The 15,318-nt window shown below is 70.5% G+C and carries 15 protein-coding genes; 8 read left to right on the forward strand and 7 right to left on the reverse strand.

Annotated elements, in window-relative coordinates; all coding sequences use genetic code 11:
• Nucleotides 1-21: 21 nt before the first annotated feature.
• Together BI335_RS20360 and BI335_RS20365 are read right to left on the reverse strand one after the other, a co-directional pair.
• The gene (locus BI335_RS20360; RefSeq protein ID WP_094433250.1) at nt 22-855 is read right to left on the reverse strand and encodes a hypothetical protein; all 834 of its coding nucleotides are present in this window, start codon (nt 853-855) and stop codon (nt 22-24) included.
• A 92-nt stretch (nt 856-947) separates the two neighbouring features.
• Entirely contained in the window at nt 948-1,859 is a 912-nt protein-coding gene (locus tag BI335_RS20365) for a hypothetical protein (protein ID WP_094433253.1), read from the reverse strand.
• 91 nt (nt 1,860-1,950) lie between these two features.
• On the opposite strand from BI335_RS20365, the gene BI335_RS20370 reads away from it, so the two are divergent.
• From BI335_RS20370 to BI335_RS20385, 4 genes are all read left to right on the forward strand, one after another.
• Entirely contained in the window at nt 1,951-2,661 is a 711-nt protein-coding gene (locus BI335_RS20370; RefSeq protein WP_094433256.1) for a copper homeostasis protein CutC, read from the forward strand.
• Nucleotides 2,654-4,039, forward strand: coding sequence for an amidase (locus tag BI335_RS20375; protein WP_094433258.1), 1,386 nt, complete (start codon nt 2,654-2,656; stop codon nt 4,037-4,039). The genes BI335_RS20370 and BI335_RS20375 overlap by 8 nt, the downstream gene beginning before the upstream one ends.
• A gap of 165 nt (nt 4,040-4,204) precedes the next feature.
• On the forward strand, nt 4,205-5,059 hold the full coding sequence (locus BI335_RS20380; protein ID WP_172421989.1) for a DUF559 domain-containing protein: 855 nt from the start codon (nt 4,205-4,207) through the stop codon (nt 5,057-5,059).
• Nucleotides 5,060-5,079: 20 nt separating this feature from the next.
• Nucleotides 5,080-6,534 carry an aldehyde dehydrogenase family protein gene (locus tag BI335_RS20385; protein ID WP_094433262.1) on the forward strand — a complete coding sequence of 485 codons (1,455 nt, stop codon included), beginning with the start codon at nt 5,080-5,082 and terminating at the stop codon, nt 6,532-6,534.
• Here the strand turns inward: BI335_RS20385 and BI335_RS20390 are convergent.
• Nucleotides 6,506-8,584, reverse strand: a complete 2,079-nt coding sequence (locus BI335_RS20390) for a HelD family protein (RefSeq protein ID WP_094433264.1) — start codon at nt 8,582-8,584, stop codon at nt 6,506-6,508. The two genes, BI335_RS20385 and BI335_RS20390, sit on opposite strands and share 29 nt — an antisense overlap.
• Before the next feature lie 147 nt (nt 8,585-8,731).
• On the opposite strand from BI335_RS20390, the gene BI335_RS20395 reads away from it, so the two are divergent.
• From BI335_RS20395 to BI335_RS20410, 4 genes are all read left to right on the forward strand, one after another.
• On the forward strand, nt 8,732-9,295 hold the full coding sequence (locus tag BI335_RS20395) for an NUDIX hydrolase (protein ID WP_229119711.1): 564 nt from the start codon (nt 8,732-8,734) through the stop codon (nt 9,293-9,295).
• Nucleotides 9,296-9,367: 72 nt separating this feature from the next.
• Nucleotides 9,368-9,787, forward strand: a complete 420-nt coding sequence (locus BI335_RS20400; RefSeq protein ID WP_094433266.1) for a CBS domain-containing protein — start codon at nt 9,368-9,370, stop codon at nt 9,785-9,787.
• A 73-nt stretch (nt 9,788-9,860) separates the two neighbouring features.
• A complete protein-coding gene (locus tag BI335_RS20405; protein ID WP_094433268.1) occupies nt 9,861-10,313 on the forward strand; it encodes a carboxymuconolactone decarboxylase family protein in 453 nt (150 codons plus the stop codon).
• Nucleotides 10,310-11,128, forward strand: coding sequence for a sigma-70 family RNA polymerase sigma factor (locus tag BI335_RS20410; RefSeq protein ID WP_094433270.1), 819 nt, complete (start codon nt 10,310-10,312; stop codon nt 11,126-11,128). Before BI335_RS20405 ends, BI335_RS20410 begins: the two co-directional genes overlap by 4 nt.
• A 1-nt stretch (nt 11,129) precedes the next feature.
• Here BI335_RS20410 and BI335_RS20415 read toward each other — a convergent pair whose 3' ends face one another.
• The 4 genes from BI335_RS20415 to BI335_RS20430 form a co-directional block, all read right to left on the reverse strand.
• Complete coding sequence (locus BI335_RS20415) at nt 11,130-12,032, reverse strand: WcbI family polysaccharide biosynthesis putative acetyltransferase (protein ID WP_144009155.1); 903 nt, start codon at nt 12,030-12,032, stop codon at nt 11,130-11,132.
• A 68-nt stretch (nt 12,033-12,100) separates the two neighbouring features.
• Nucleotides 12,101-12,781, reverse strand: a complete 681-nt coding sequence (locus tag BI335_RS20420; protein WP_141212404.1) for a hypothetical protein — start codon at nt 12,779-12,781, stop codon at nt 12,101-12,103.
• Between the two features lie 41 nt (nt 12,782-12,822).
• On the reverse strand, nt 12,823-14,493 hold the full coding sequence (locus BI335_RS20425; protein WP_172421991.1) for a DNA repair helicase XPB: 1,671 nt from the start codon (nt 14,491-14,493) through the stop codon (nt 12,823-12,825).
• On the reverse strand, nt 14,493-15,278 hold the full coding sequence (locus tag BI335_RS20430; RefSeq protein WP_133626638.1) for a hypothetical protein: 786 nt from the start codon (nt 15,276-15,278) through the stop codon (nt 14,493-14,495). Before BI335_RS20430 ends, BI335_RS20425 begins: the two co-directional genes overlap by 1 nt.
• Nucleotides 15,279-15,318: the final 40 nt, after the last annotated feature.

Below are 15,318 nucleotides of genomic sequence, written 5' to 3' on the forward strand. Positions count from 1 at the left end.
GCCGCTGGTCTCTGACCGTGGCTACCGCAGTTCGAGGATCCGCCCGTCGAGATCGGCGGTACCGGTGAGGCGTGGCCAGTCGTCGCTGCCGGCGTAGATCTCCAGCACCGGGGTGCCGTTGCGGGATACGGCGTCGACACTGGTGGAAACCTCTCGACCGCTGCGGCGGAGAAGTTCGTCGGAGACTCGGAGCAGGCCCCGGCTGTTCACCACGGCTGGATCGAAACTCTCGGGGAAGGGTTCACCGCCCAGACGTGAACCCACCAGCGGACGATACTGATCCCGGCCCCAGATCCGGTCCTGGTCGGCCATCCGGCCCCTCAGGCCCATCGATGCCTCTTGCCGGGACAGTCGAAACAACCCGATCGAATAGGTGGCCTGTGGTCGCAAGGCCGATAGTTCGGCGAGTCCGTCGGCGACGCCCTGCTCGGTCCAGAAGTCGTATGCGGGTATCTCTCGCCCCGGTGCGACCGCGCACCGAATCCTTCTCTGGTTGGGAAAATCGCCCTGCATGATGTCAAGGATGAGCTGACCGTAGGGTTGGCCGATGGTGCCCAGGCTGCCCCCGGTGCTTTGCAACAACTCGCGCGCTCGACCGACGAGGAATGCGTCCGCCGGAAACGGCGCTGCTCGGATCGATCGAAACATGTCGGGAACGGGCGCGTCGGGTGCGATCGCGAACGGCCCACCACTGCTCACCAGGTTGCGACGATCGACGGTGGTCACATAGACCCGATCGGGATAGACCGTCAGCTGCAGGACGTCGTTGCCGATCTCGGTGAGGATGCGGTTGGTATCGGGGTCCTCGGAGGTACGCCGTTGCAGCGGGGTGGCCGAGACCGGGGCCGGATCCACCCGGAGCCGACTCGTCGGCGTACACCCCGCAGCCGCCAGACCGAGCCCCAGCCCGATCCCGCACACCGCGCGTCGCCCCACCATGACCGAACCTACTGCGTCCTGGTGATCCGCCCGCTGAGGTCGGCATCGCCGACCAGGCTGAGGCCGTCCTCGTCGGTCGCGGTGAACTCGATCCTCGGTTTCCCGTTGCGGGACAGCACGAGCAGCTCCATCCCGTTGAGTTCGCCAGTTCCGCTGCGATCGACGAGGGAACCGGCGAGGCGCATCAGGCTCTGGGTCGTCACCATGGCCGGATCGAGTGGCTCGGTGCTGCGGGGGGTGAAGAGTTCCCCGCGGGTCAACGGGCGGAACTGGTCACGCAACCACTCCTGATCCTGTTGCTCGGATCGCCCGTGCAGCACGACCGCCGTGCCCTCCTTGGCGTCGTGGCGCAGGCCGAGCGCATAGGTCTCCGTGCGCTGCACCGCACGCAGTTCGGCGAGCCCATCGGTCAGCCCCTGTTCCTCCTGGTAGCCGTAGGCGGGGACCTCCTTGTCCGGCGGGAGTGCGCAACGCACGGTCTCGTCCATGGGAAACATGCCCTGCTTCACCTCCAGCAGCACCTGGTCCTCGGAGCGGAAGACTGCACCGAAATCGCCCCCGTTGGCATCCACGATCCGGCGTACGGCCGCGACCAGGAAGGCATCGGCCGAGAGGGGATCCTGGGACAGCGGCGGAATCTGCGGATCCTTGACGGGGGCGAAGGCTCCACCGCTGCTCAGCAGCTCACGCCCATCCTCTGTGGTCACATAGATCCGGTCCGAATAGATGGTGAGCTGGGCGATCGTCCCGCCGATCTCGGTCAGGATGCGATTGGTGTCGGGATCCGACGAGGTGCGCCGCGCGGGCGTCGGGGCGGCGGCGCGGAGCTGCTCCCTGGCGGCCGGTGCCTTCGGAGTGCAGCCCGCGGCCGCCAGCCCGGCACCCAATCCGATCGCGCATACGGTGCGCCTGCCCACCATGAACCCAACCTAGGACCGGTCGGGTGAAAACTGCACCGGGACACGTCCGTCGTTGCCGGAATGTGTCCAGCGCCTGCGGCACACTGAGGTCATGAGAGGGCTGCTCGAAGTGCTCGCCCTGCACCCGGCCGACGCCCAACGGGCGGAGGAGGGCGGGGCCGACCGGGTCGTCGTGGTGGGGTCGCTGGACGACGACGGGTACGCCCCGGAGCCTGCGCTGATCGAGAAGGTGCGCGACGCCACCAGCATCCAGCTGCGGGTGCTGCTCCGGCTGCGCGCCGGCTTCGGCACCGACGGCGGGGAGTTCACCCGGTTGCGTGGTCTGGCCGCCGCCTATGTCGATGCCGGTGCCGACGGGCTGGTACTCGGATTTCTCAACGGACACAGCGAAGTGGACACCGAGGTGCTCGGCGCGCTGCTCGAGGAGGGGGACTGGCCCTGGACCTTCGACCGCGCCATCGACCAGGCCCTGGACACCGACCGCGCCTGGCGCGCACTGCGCGGACTGCCGCGGCTCGACCAGGTGCTCACCGCCGGCTCCGCCCGCGACATCGAGCACGGCCTGGACGAGGTGATCACCCGCGCCGGGGCCGACCCGCAGGTGGCCCGGCTGATCCTCGCCGGCGGCGGACTGCAACCCGAACACGTGCCATGGCTGGCGCGCGCCGGCGTACGCGCCTTCCACATCGACACCGCGGTCCGCCCGCAGTCCTCGCTCAAGGCCTACGTCGACGCCGACCTGGTGCACGGCTGGCGCAGCCTGATCGACTCCGTGATCACCCGCCAGGAGCACCGTGCCTGAACTGTGGCAGCGCGGCGCGGCCGACCTGGCTGGGGCGTACAGCGCGGGGGAGACCGACCCGAGCGAGGTCGCCGAGGCCGTGCTGGCCCGGATCGCCGAACGCGAACCGGTGCTGAACGCGTTCTGGATCCACGACACCGACCGGGTACGCGCCGAGGCCGCCGCGGCCACCGCACGCCGCCGCGCGGGCCGGCCGCTGTCCCGCTGGGACGGGGTACCGGTCACGATCAAGGAGAACATCGCCCGCGCCGGTTGGCTGATCCCCTCGGGCACCGCGTTGCCCGACCCGCCGACCGCCGCCGCGAACGCGCCGATCACCGACCGGCTCGAGGAGGCCGGCTGTGTCATCCTCGGTGCCACCGTGATGCCGGACTGGGGGATGCTCAGCTCCGGGGTTTCCAGCCGGCACGGGATTTCCCGCAATGCCTGGGATCCGGCGCTGACCACCGGTGGTTCCAGTGCCGGGGCCGGCACCGCGGCCGCGGCCGGGTTCGGGCCCTGGCACGTCGGCACCGACATCGGAGGTTCGGTACGCCTGCCCGCGACCTGGCACGGGCTCGCCTCGCTGAAACCGAGCGAAGGCCTGATCCCGCTGGACGTGCCGTATCTGGGGCGGGCCGCCGGTCCGCTCGGTCGTCGGGTCGATGACATCGCGACCCTGATGTCGGTGCTCGCCGTGCCCGATGCCCGTGACTACAGCACCCGCGGCTATCCGGGGATGGACTGGCGACTCGTCGTGGATCCGGCCGGGCTGCGCGTCGGGGTGCAGCTCGATCCGGGTTACGGGCTGCCGGTGGATCCCGTGATCACCGCTGCGGTGGAGAATGCGGCGGATGTGTTGCGCGCGGCCGGAGCCAGGGTGGAGCGGGTGGAGCCGTTCGTCACCGAGGAGATGGTGGCGGGGATCGACGGGTTCTGGCGGGCCCGCTCGCTGGCCGACCTGCGGGACCGCAGCGAGGCCGAGCAGGAGCTGGTGCTGCCCTACATTCGGGCCTGGTGTGCCGGCGGGGATCGCTTCGACGGACCGGTGACGGTGCGCAACTATCAGCAGTTCGCGGCCCTGGCCCGGGCCACCCGCGCGACCTCCGGGGCGTACGACGTGGTGCTGTCACCGGTCGCCCCGGTGCTCGCCTTCGGTGCCGAGCAGCCGATGCCGCAGGCCGACCCCGAGCTGCCGATGCAGCACGTCTCCTTCACCGTTCCCTACAACATGTCCGGCCAGCCCGCCGGCACGATCAACGCGGGCCGGGCCGACGACGGCCGGTGGATCGGCCTCCAGGTCGCCGCCGGGATCGCCCGCGACGATCTGGTCGTCGGCCTGCTGCGCTGGCTGGAGGAGCGGCTGCCACAGCCCGACTGGACCGCCGATCAGGAATGATCATGGAATATCCGCACTTATATTCGGATACTTCAGATGAGGGGTCGAATATTCCATGATCATTCCTGCGGGTCGCTGTCCACAGCCCCAGCACCGACGGCGGGTTGTCCACAGGTCGCCGGGTGCGAGCGCACGATTCCGGGCCAGCCGCCCCATGGTGCCGGCATGGACATCCATCGCCTGCTGGCCGCCAACCACGGCATCGTCTCGGTCCACCAGCTCCGCCAGCTCGGTATCGGCTTCCCCGACAGCCAGGACCTGGTCCGCCGGGGCGTGCTCAGCCCGGTCCGCCGCGGCTGGTACCGCACACCCCACTGGGTGGACCAACGGATGCTCCGGGCGGTCACGGCCGGCGGTGCCCTGACCTGCGTCAGCGCCCTCGACCTGCACGGCCTGTGGACCCCGCCGACCGCCGAGGTGCACTGCCGCCGGACGACTGCGATCACCGAGCCGCTGCCCACGGGCCTCGTCGACTGCTGGCCGACCGGTCCGCGGCCCTTGGTGCAGCGGTCGGTCGACAACCTGGGCATGGCCCTGCGCTGCGCCGCCCGCTGCCGGAGCGAGGAAGAGCTGATCGTGCTGCTCGACTCGGCGCTCAACCTGCGGCGCGCCACCCGGGCCGAGCTCGAGCAGCTGCTCGCCAACGAACCGCGGCGGGTCCGCCGCGCCCTGAGTCGGCTCGCCCCCGCCGAATCCGGCACCGAGACCATGGTCCGGCTCCGCCTGCGCGCGCGACGGATCGAGGTGCGCCCCCAGGTCCGGATCGGGTTGATCGGCCGGGTGGACTTCCTGATCGGGGAGCGGTTGATCATCGAGGTGGACAGCTACGAGCACCACTCCCGGGGCGCCGGATACGAGCGCGACCGGGAACGCGACCAGCAGCTGATCGCGCTCGGCTATCTGGTGATCCGGATCAGCTACCAGCAGGTGCTGCACCGCTGGCACGAGCCGGAGGCCGCCATCCTCGCCGCGATCCGCCGGGGTGACCACTATTGGCGCAGCCGTCGCCAGCAGGGGTGAGCGGGGTCTACTCTCCCGGCATGAGCGAACTCCTCGACTCCCTGCCCGCGGGGTTGCCGATCGGTGACGAGTGGGTCGCCACCGCTGAGACGGCGACGGTGGTCTTCCCCTACGACGGCAGCACCGTGACCGAGGCACCGGTGGGCGCGGTGGCCCAGGCCGAGCAGGCACTCGCCGCCGCCGAGGGCGTACGCCGGGCGATGGAGTTGGCGACCGTCGGCCAGCGCCGCGCCGTGCTGCTCGGCGTCGCGAATGCGATCCGGGAGCACGCCGAGGAGCTGGAATCCCTGCTGGTGCTGGAGACCGGCAAGCCGCTGATCGACTGCAGGGTCGAGGTCGCTCGCACCCTGTCCACCTGGGAGGCCGCCGCCGAGGAGGTCGGCCATCTGGTCGGCGAGACCGTGCCGCTGGATCTGCAACCCGCCGGTGCGGGGATGATCGGCTACTTCCAACGCAGACCGGCCGGGGTCGTCGTCGGGATCGCGGGCTTCAACTACCCGCTGCTGCTGGCCTCGCACAAGGTCGCGCCCGCGGTCGGCGCCGGCTGCCCGGTGATCTGCAAGCCGGCGCCGCAGACCCCGCTGGCGACCCTCTGGCTGGTCCAGCAGACCCGGGAACAGCTGGCCGCCAACGGATTGCCGGAGGCCGCCTGCCAGCTGGTCACCGGCGGCGTCGAGGTGGGTGACGCGCTGGTCACCGATCCCCGGGCCGCCGTCGTCTCCTTCACCGGCTCCGCCGCCGTCGGGCACCTGATCGCCAGGAACGCCGCCCCGCGCAAGGCGCTGCTCGAACTGGGCTCGAACACCGCACTGATCGTGGCCGCCGATGCCGACCTGGATCGCGCCGTCGATGCGGTGATCCGGGGTGGCTTCTATGCCAATGGGCAGGCCTGCATCTCGGTGCAGCGGCTGCTCGTGCACCGCGAGGTGGCCGAGGATTTCCTGTCCCGATTGCAGAAACGGCTTCCCGAGGTGGTCGTCGGCGACCCCCGGGACGCCGCCACCCGGGTCGCGCCGGTGATCGATCAGCGCAGCCGGGACCGGATCGCCGGCTGGTTGCGCGACGCGGTCGACCGGGGTGCCCGGGTGCTCGCCGGCGAGGACGGTACGCCCGGTGACGGTGCCTTCCGCCCCACCCTGGTCGCCGACGTACCGCGCGATGCCGACCTGTGGCGGGAGGAGGTGTTCGGCCCGGTGGTCTGCGTCACCGAGGTCGCCGACATCGACGAGGCCATCGAGATCGCCAACGACTCCCGCTACGGCCTGCAGGGATCGGTCTACACCGCCTCGTTGGCGACCGCCTTCGACGTGCTGGACCGGTTGCAGGTCGGCGGGGTGGTGGTCAACGAGATCCCCGGCTTCCGCTCCGACGTGATGCCCTACGGCGGGGTCAAGGATTCCGGCATCGGCCGGGAGGGGCCGCGCTGGGCGATGGAGGAGTTCACCGTCACGAAGATGGCGATGATCCGGCCATGACCGGTGCCGTGCCGAGTTCGGTGGGCAGATCCTCGGCGTGCAGCACGATCAGCGAGGTGACCGCGCGGGTCAGGCAGACGTAGAGCCGTCGCAACCCGGTGCGGCGATCGGCCTCCCCGGCGACGATGCCGGCCGGCTCCAGCAGCACCACGTGGTCGAACTCCAGACCCTTCGCCAGGCTCGCCGGGGCAAGCTGCACATGGGAGACGAAGCCGTCGTCGGCGCCGAGCAGCTGGTAGGTGATGCCGGCGTCCTCCAGCACCCGACGAGCATCCCGAACCAGCACATCGGGCAGGATCACCCCGATCGTGCCCTCGCGCTCGTCCAGCTCGCCGACCGCGCCCGGCAGTCCGCCCAGCGGATCCACTGCCCGCAGCTCCAGCTCGCCGCGGCCGCGGCGAACCGAGTGCGGGGGAGTGAGCCCCGGTGCGATCGTCGGCAGCAACCGCGCGGCATAGTCGATCACCGCACCGGGCACCCGGAAGCCGGCGACCAGCTCGGTCAGCTCGGCATCGGCCTTGCCCAGATGGCGCAGGGATTCCGGCCAGGAGCGGCTCGCCCACGGCGTGGTCGCCTGGGCCAGGTCACCGAGCACGGTCACCGACCCGGTGCTCACCCGTCGGCCGACCGCGCGGAGCTGCATCGGCGACAGGTCCTGGGCCTCGTCGACGATCACATGGCCGAGGCTGCCGGTGCGCTCCAGCAGGTCCCGGGCCTCGTCGATGAGCACCAGATCCGCCAGCGAGAACTTCGCCGATTTCGGGGTCCGGGCCGGTTTCCCCAACCGCAGCAGGGATTGCTCGTCCTCGGTGAGGATCCCGGTGCAGGCCTCGGCCCGGAACTCCGCATCGGTGAGCAGCCGCAGCACCAGCTGATCGGCCTTCACCTCCGGCCAGATCTCCGCGCAGTACGCCTTCACCGGCCGGCTCTTCGCCACCGCGTTCTGCACCCGGTCGTCGGGGGAGTCGCCGGCCGCCTCCATCCGCAGCAGCACCTGATGCGCCAACCGGATCGGCAGCAGTTCCCGACCCGCCTGGTACCGGACCCCGCGGGCCCGCAGTGCGGCCATGGCCTCCTCCGCCCGGTACGCCGGCACCCGCCACTGGTGCGCCCCACGCGGCACCACCAGGGTGCTGGTCGGCTCCCGGAGCTGGCCCCAGATCGCCCGGTGCAGCACCTCGGCCAGCCGCGGATCACCCTTGAGGATCGCGACCTCGGCCGGGTCCTCGGCCCGCACCGGATGCCCGGTCTCCTTCTCCAGCAGCGATTCCAGGGTTTCGGAGCGGGCATCGATCTCACCGAGCGCGGGCAGCACGTCACCGATGTAACCCAGGAAGGAGTCGTTCGGCCCGACCACCAGCACCCCGGAGCGGGACAGCTGGTTGCGGAACGAATAGAGCAGGTACGCCGCCCGGTGCAGGCCGACCGCAGTCTTCCCGGTCCCCGGGGCGCCCTGGATGCACAACGAGCGGCCGAGCTCGGTCCGCACCAGCACATCCTGCTCCGGTTGGATGGTGGCGACGATGTCGCGCATCGGCCCGGTACGGGGCCGCTCGATCTCCGACTCCAGGATCCCGCTGTGCTCATCCCCGTGCGGTGTCGTCAGCTCCTCGTCCTCGAGTGCGGTCAGCTCACCGTGGTCGAAACCGAAGCGGCGCCGCAGGCGTACCCCCATCGGTTCACCGGGCCGCGCCCGATAGAAGGGCAGGGCCATCACCGCGCGCCAGTCGATCACCAACGGCTCCCCACCGGCCTCGCCGACGACATGCCGGCGGCCCACGTAGAGCCGCTCGTCCAGCTCCGCGCCGAGCGTCCGGTCGTAGTCGAGCCGGCCGAAGAACAGCGGCACCTCCGGGTCGTCCTCCAGGGACCGCATCCGACGCCACAGGGACTCCGCAAGGATCTGGCTGGACACCTCATTGCCGCCCTGGATCCTCTTGTTGTGCAGGGATTCGGCGGCTTCCCGCATCCGGTGCAGGGTGGCCCGGGAGTGCGCCAGGTGGTCCCGCTCGGCGGTCAGCTCGGGGTCGGGAGAGTGGGGATCGGGCATCGCTGCTGCTTCCATCCGTTCGGCACGTGGCAGCGTGCCGACATCGCGGTGGGCGATGGGAGCGGGATCGGGATCCGGGGAAGACGCAGCACTCTAGACCTGCCCGGCTGCCGGTGTCGAATCCTTCGCCGTCGTAGTCTGAGGCGGGTGAGCGACCCGCAGCCCGCCGAGCAGGCCACCCGCTATCAGCCACTCCCGCCCGAACAGCGCCCGCACAAGCAACGCAGCGCCGTCCGGGTGGTGGTGCAGGCCGGGGACGAGGTGCTGCTCTTCGAGGACTCCGATCCGGGTTATCCCGGCATCACCTGGTGGGTGGTGCCCGGTGGCGGCATCGATCCCGGTGAGACCGCCGCCCGGGCCGCGGTCCGCGAGGTCGCCGAGGAGACCGGGTTGCAGATCACCGAGCACCAGCTGATCGGGCCGATCAGCCGCCGATTGGCGGTGCACGGCTATTCGGATCAGGTGCTGGAGCAGACCGAGGACTTCTATCTGGTCCGGGTGCCGCGGTTCGTGGTGGACACCGCCGGCTTCACCGAGGACGAGAAGATCACCCTGCAGTCGCACCGCTGGTGGCCGCTCGCCGAGCTGCGTACCACCACCGCCTGGATCTGGCCGCGCTACCTGCTGGAGCTGATCGGCTGGGCCGACGAACCCGAGGGCTGGGTGCACGAACTCGGCCGGGAGACCGACGAGTCGACGCTGGCGGTGTGAACCGGAGACAGACCGCGGGTGAGGCGCTAGCGTTACCGCCAAACCGTTACGCGACAGGAAGTGAGCCACACGATGTCCACCGCACGCGAACTGATGACCAGCCCCGCCCAGACCCTCGCCCCGACCGATTCGGTGGTGACCGCCGCCCAGGCGCTGGCGAAGAACGATGTCGGCTCGATGCCGGTGGTGGACGACAACGGCATCCTCGCCGGTGTCCTCACCGACCGCGATCTGGTGGTACGCGGGCTCGCCGAGGGCGTTGACCCCGAGCGCGGCACCGTCGCCGACGTGCTCACCGAGACCGTCGTGGTGGTCGAGGCCGACGACGACGAGGCCGCGGTGATCAACGCGCTCGCGCAGAACCAGGTCCGCCGCCTGCCGGTGATGGAGAACAACAAGGTGGTCGGCGTGATCAGCCAGGCCGATCTGGCCCGCGAGCTGAGCAACTCCCAGACCGGTGACGTGGTCGCGGAGATCTCCCGCAAGGAGTGACCTCAACCCCTGACGGAGCCGCCCCCTCACGAGATCGCTGTCACGAAAATCGGGGCGGCTCCGTCACAGGGGCATGACCAATCGGATCAACATCCACAAGACCAACAAGCTCGGCATCGCCGCCGTGCTCGGCATGGAGGCATACAACCGCCGCGGCATGGACGCCGGCCTCAAGGAGCTGGTGGTGCTGCGCGCCTCGCTGCTGAACGACTGCCGCTACTGCATCGCGATGCACCGCCGCGACGCGACGAAGCGCGGCGAGACCGCCGAACGCCTCGATGCGGTCGCCGACTGGCCGCAGCACCGCGAGCTGTTCACCCCGGCCGAGCAGCTGGCGCTGGAGTTCACCGACGCGGTGACCCGCATCCACGGTGAGGAATCGGTGCCCGATGAGCTCTACGACCGGGTGCAGGCGACCTTCGGTGAGGCCGGCACTGGACACCTGCTGCTGACGATCGCCACCATCAACGTGTGGAATCGGCTCGCGATCAGCACCCGGATGGACCCGGCGACGCTCAAGCCGTGAGCGACGATCTTGAACACCTTGGCGAACGCCGCCGGCTGACCGGCCTGGCCTACCGGCTCACCGGCGTCTGGGCCGACGCCGAGGAAGCCGTCGCCGAGGCGTACGCCCGCCTGCTGGCCGCCGATCCGCCGCGCGAACCCGCAGCCTGGCTGACCACGGTGACAACCCGGCTGGCCATCGACCGGCTGCGGGCCCGGCAGCGCGAGGCCTATGTCGGGCCATGGCTGCCCGAGCCGATCGACACCGCCCTGCTGCCCGAGGAATCCGTTGTACAGCAGCAGACCCTGCGGCTGGGGCTGCTGGCGCTCTGCGAACAGCTGAAGGGCGCCGAGCGCGCGGCCTTCGTGCTGCGCGAGGCGTACGCGATGTCCTATGCCGAGATCGGGCTGGTCCTCGGTGTCGCCGAGGCGACCGCCCGCCAGCACGTCAGCCGCGCCCGGCGGCGGCTCCAGGTGCCCGACCTGGAATCGAGCGTCGCTGCGGAGACCGAGGCGCTAACCCGGCTCGCCGAGGCGCTCGCATCCGGTGAGGTGGCACAGGTGGCCGCCCTGCTCACCGACGACGCCCAGGTGTGGACCGACGGCGGTGGCGTGGTGTCGGCGGCCCGCAACGTGATCCTCGGCCCCGAGAAGTGCGCCCGGTTCCTGGTCGGCACGTCGCTGGCCAGCATCGTCGCACCGCTGACGGTGAACGGCCGTCCGGGTGTGACCGCGAACAGCAAGGGGGTACGCCGGGTCGGCTGGCTGGTGCTGCGCGGCGACCGGATCGCCCGCGTCTGCATCATGTCCAACCCGGCGAAACTGGCCCGGATCTGAGTCAGTTCGGCAGTCCCAGCGTGGTCAGCGTCTGCGCATGCCGCTTCAACCCGGCCTCGATCATCTCCGGATGGTCGGCGTACCAGGCCCGCTGGGTCTCGGCGAGCTCCTCCTCGCTGACCTGGCGGCCGTCGATCGTCCACCCGGTCCGCGCCTCGCCGTTCAGCGACAGTTCGTCGACCACCCAGTCGGGGATCGGGGCCAGCAGGCCGCCCAGCAGTTCCCGGCCGGGGTCGGCGACCGAGCCCGACAGTCCCAGCTCCTCGGCGATCCGGCCGGCGAGTCCGATCAGCACCGGATTGCCCGGATGGTTGATCACATTGGTCGCCGCGGTATCGGCCTCGGTGAGCAGATCGTCGGCCAGCAGGGTCTCGTCCTTGTCCTGGCGGCGCTTCAGCTCCTCGCGCGACTCGTCGGCGATGGTACGCACCGCGCCCGCCGGCGGTCGGTGATCCAGCGGTACCCCGGTCAGCACCCGCAGATCGTGGTAGGGCACCCCGGGCGGGTCACCCGCCTCACCGCGGACCAGCACCTGGAACGGGTGCAGCGGCGCCCAGAACAGCGCCGGGATCCGGACCACCCGCGCATCGTTGGTGCGTTCGGCCACCTGCGCGCTGCCCAGCGGCAGGTCGCGGTAGTCATCGCGGACCGGCTGGGCGATCAGCGCGGTGGTCTTCGCCAGGGTGCGCTCCAGATGCGGCAGGTCGTCCTCGGTCAGCTCGTGCACCGCCGGGATCCGTACCGTCGACCACTGATCCCCGACGAGCGGATCCAGCAGTACGCGCAGGGCCTCGGCCTGGCAATTCCCCCAGACCATCAGGCAGGGGCCCGAGGTCTCCCGGTGCCCGTAGAACTCTCCGTAATGCCATTCCCGCGGATCGACTCCGTCCGGCATATCAGTCATGAAGGAAATATATATGTCGACATAAGACGTGAATAGGGGCCTGGCGCGGTCCCGGGATGGCGTACGCCTCAGGGCTTGGGGATCTCGGTGACGATCAGCCCGTTGATGCCCTCATCGCTGATCACCAGCAGCGCCGGACCGGGCGGCATCTCCACCGAGACCCAGCCCTCCTTGGACTGGCCGGCCTTCAACTCGTTGTCACCGAGCGGGTCCTTGCCGGCACCGATCCCCGGCAGATACTCGTTCTTGCTGGTGTCGTAGACCGCGTAGTAATTCGGCGAGGTGAGCATCGTGCCCTCGGTGCAGTCGTAGCGCAGCTTCAGATTCAGATACTGCTTGCCCTCACCCGGGGGCAGGTCGCCCTTGTCGGACCATTCGGCCGCGGCCACCATGATCGTGCCCTTGCCGTAGAGCCCCTCGACGGTCACCCGCTGCCCGACCGAGCCGTGCTGCAGCGGTGCCGGCGTCCCGGTACGCGGGGTGAGCGTCGGGGTCGGGGAGGCATCCACGTCACCCGTCGGCTGGGTCACCTGCATCCGGATGAAGAAGAACAGCACCACCAGCGCGGCGAGCAGCACCCCCGCGCCGAGCACCAGGACCGGGGTCGGGAACTTCTTCCCCCGCCCGGCGGGGGCCGGCGGCGGACCAGGGGTGTGCTCGGGCTCGGCGACGTAGTCATCGTCACCGGGCATCGGTCGGTGTCCCGGTTCGGGGAGCTCGGACTCGGGGTCGGGTTGCTGCCTGCTCACTCGGAGAAGGATATGTGGGTCGGCGCCAGCGTGCCTCCCGGTCAGTCCGAGCCCGGTTCCTGATCGACGGTGTCCAGTTCCTCGGCGTCGATGATCCGGTAGGCGTACCCCTGCTCGGCCAGGAAACGCTGTCGGTGCTGGGCGAAATCGGCGTCCACGGTGTCGCGGGCCACCACCGCATAGAAGCGGGCGGTCACCCCGTCGGACTTCGGTCGCAGCAACCGGCCGAGCCGCTGCGCCTCCTCCTGCCGGGAGCCGAACGAACCGGAGACCTGGATCGCGACCTGTGCCGAGGGCAGGTCGACCGAGAAGTTCGCGACCTTGGAGACCACCAGCAGGTCGATCTCGCCGCTGCGGAACTGGTCGTAGAGCTGCTGGCGCTGCCGGGTGGTGGTCTCACCCTTGATCAGCGGGGCGCCCAGGCGTTCGGCCAACTCGTCCAGCTGGTCCACGTACTGCCCGATCACCAGCCGCGGGACGCCCTGGTGGTGGCGTACCAGCTCCTCGACGATCTCGGTCTTCGCATCCGCGGTCGCGGCCAGCCGATAGCGCGCCTCCGGATCGGCCATCGCGTACGCCAACCGGTCCGCCTCGGGCAGCGTGACCCGCACCTCGACGCAGTCGGCGGGCGCGATCCAGCCCTGCGCCTCGATGTCCTTCCACGGGGCGTCGAACCGCTTCGGCCCGATCAGGGAGAACACATCGCCCTCCCGGCCGTCCTCGCGGACCAGCGTCGCGGTCAGCCCGAGCCGGCGGCGGGCCTGCAGATCGGCGGTGCGCCGGAAGACCGGCGCCGGCAGCAGGTGCACCTCGTCATAGATCACCAGCCCCCAGTCGCGGGCATCGAACAGCTCCAGGTGCTGGTGCACGCCGCCGCGCTTGGTGGTGATCACCTGGTAGGTCGCGATGGTGACCGGCCGGATCTCCTTGCGGGCACCGGAATATTCGCCGATCTCGTCCTCGGTGAGATGGGTACGCCGCAGCAGCTCGTCCTTCCACTGCCGGGCGGACACGGTGTTGGTGACCAGGATCAGCGTGGTGCTGCCGGCCATCGCCATCGCGGCGGCACCGACGATCGTCTTGCCGGCCCCGCAGGGCAGCACCACGACCCCGGATCCACCGTGCCAGAAGGATTCCGCGGCGAGCTGCTGGTAGGGCCGCAGCGCCCAGTCGGCGTCCTCACCGGCGGAGAGTTCGATGGTGTGCCGCTCGCCGTCCACGTAACCGGCGAGATCCTCCGCGGGCCAGCCCAACTTGAGCAGCACCTGCTTGAGATGGCCCCGTTCGGAGGGGTGCACCACCACGGTGTCCTCGTCGATGCGGGCGCCGACCAGCCCCTTCACCTTGGCCGAGCGCAGCACCTCGGTGAGCACCGGGCGGTCGGTGGTGACCAGCACCAGGCCGTGGGTCGGATGCTTCTCGATCCGCAACCGGCCGTAGCGGCCCATCGTGTCGGCGACATCGACCAGCAGCGAGCTCGGCACCGGATACCGCGACCAGGTGATCAGGGTGTCCACGACCTGCTCGGCGTCATGGCCGGCCGCGCGCGCGTTCCACAGCCCGAGCGGGGTGAGCCGGTAGGTGTGGATGTGTTCGGGGGCGCGCTCCAACTCGGCGAAGGGCGCGATCGCGATCCGGCACGCCTCCGCGTCGGGGTGGTCCACCTCGAGCAGCAGGGTCCGATCGGACTGGACGACCAGTGGGCCCGGCATCAGTTGGTCGGGCTCGCCGACGGTGCGGGTGCCCGGTTCACCAGGTCCCGGGTGGGGCTGCTGGTCGGCGGGGCCGTCTCGTACCAACCGGGGGACGGTGTCGGGTCATCCAGCGGCTCGGGCTCGTGGTAGGTGACGGTCGGCGCGTTGGTGCCCTGCATCCGGTCGTTGTAGGCGATCACCGTGACCGTGAACGAACCGGCCCGGGTCGGGCAGGCCAGCGTGGTCGAGGTGCCGCCGACGATCACCGAGCCCTGGTTGCTGGCGTACACGGTGTAGCGGGTCGCGCCCTCGGAGCGGCTCCATGCGACGGTGAACAGATTGCCGCCGTTGCACTCGGAAAGGCTGGTGCTGCTGATGATCTCGAAATCTCCTGGTGGTCCGTCGGGTCCTGGTGCGGTGGTCTGGGTGCCCGGTCGCGGCCGGGCCGGCGGGGCGTCGCCACCCCGGGGCGGGGCCGCCACCGGGGAGGCGGCCGCGGTGGGCGGCGCGGCGACGGTGCGGTTCGGGTCCGGTGCCGGCGTCCGGTCGGTCCGATGGGTCCGGCTCGGCGCCGGGGTGGCCTCGCGGGCGGGGGCCGTGGTGACCGGGTCCGGTGCCGGGGTCTGGGCCGGTGTCGCCGCGGCGGTCGGGCTGGGCGTCGGGGACGGGGACTGGGTCTCCACCGGGCGGCTCGCACCGCTGACCGCCTCCGGTCCCTGGTGTCTGGGCACCAGGATCAGCGCCAGCACCCCGAGGGCAATGGCGTAGCCGGCAACGATCCGGCGGACGACTTCCGGACGCACGCGCCAAGCCTACCCGAGGGGGGTGGGCGTCCCGTGGGGA

The organism is Enemella evansiae (assembly GCF_002250705.1).
In the GTDB taxonomy this organism is placed as follows: domain Bacteria; phylum Actinomycetota; class Actinomycetes; order Propionibacteriales; family Propionibacteriaceae; genus Enemella; species Enemella evansiae.

Coding starts and splice junctions, on each gene's coding strand:
- BI335_RS20365 (WP_094433253.1), bottom strand. CDS start 1,859: ATGGTGGGCAGGCGCACCGTATGCGCGATCGGATTGGGTGCCGGGCTG.
- BI335_RS20370 (WP_094433256.1), top strand. CDS start 1,951: ATGAGAGGGCTGCTCGAAGTGCTCGCCCTGCACCCGGCCGACGCCCAA.
- BI335_RS20380 (WP_172421989.1), top strand. CDS start 4,205: ATGGACATCCATCGCCTGCTGGCCGCCAACCACGGCATCGTCTCGGTC.
- BI335_RS20385 (WP_094433262.1), top strand. CDS start 5,080: ATGAGCGAACTCCTCGACTCCCTGCCCGCGGGGTTGCCGATCGGTGAC.
- BI335_RS20390 (WP_094433264.1), bottom strand. CDS start 8,584: ATGCCCGATCCCCACTCTCCCGACCCCGAGCTGACCGCCGAGCGGGAC.
- BI335_RS20400 (WP_094433266.1), top strand. CDS start 9,368: ATGTCCACCGCACGCGAACTGATGACCAGCCCCGCCCAGACCCTCGCC.
- BI335_RS20405 (WP_094433268.1), top strand. CDS start 9,861: ATGACCAATCGGATCAACATCCACAAGACCAACAAGCTCGGCATCGCC.
- BI335_RS20415 (WP_144009155.1), bottom strand. CDS start 12,032: ATGACTGATATGCCGGACGGAGTCGATCCGCGGGAATGGCATTACGGA.
- BI335_RS20425 (WP_172421991.1), bottom strand. CDS start 14,493: ATGCCGGGCCCACTGGTCGTCCAGTCCGATCGGACCCTGCTGCTCGAG.